The sequence below is a fragment of the Luteolibacter pohnpeiensis genome (assembly GCF_016595435.1).
GTDB classification, from domain to species: Bacteria; Verrucomicrobiota; Verrucomicrobiia; order Verrucomicrobiales; family Akkermansiaceae; genus Luteolibacter; species Luteolibacter pohnpeiensis.
In genome coordinates, this window is record NZ_JAENIJ010000225.1 from 1 (window position 1) to 361 (window position 361).

Below are 361 nucleotides of genomic sequence, written 5' to 3' on the forward strand. Positions count from 1 at the left end.
GCAAGTATCCTTACCTGCTGCGCAAGCGGGTCATCGACCGGCCCGACCAGGTCTGGTGCGCCGACATCACGTATGTGCCGATGCCACGCGGCCACTCCTATCTGTGCGCCGTGATGGACTGGCACTCGCGCAAGGTGCTCGGCTGGGCGGTCTCCAACACCATGGGCACCGGCCTTTGCCTGGAGGCTTTGGAAATGGCTTTAGGTTCCACCGACACGGTTCCGGAGATCTTCAACACCGACCAGGGCTGCCAGTTCACCTCTGCCGAATGGACCGGTCGGCTGACGGAACTCGGTGTGCAAATCAGCATGGATGGCCGCGGGCGATGGATGGACAACGTGTTCATCGAACGGCTGTGGCG

At 62.3% G+C, this 361-nt stretch carries 1 protein-coding gene; it reads left to right on the forward strand.

Annotation, left to right across the window (positions count from 1 at the left end):
* Nucleotides 1-361 (forward strand): DDE-type integrase/transposase/recombinase (locus tag JIN85_RS21050; protein WP_200274551.1); only part of this gene is annotated, 361 nt, incomplete at both ends.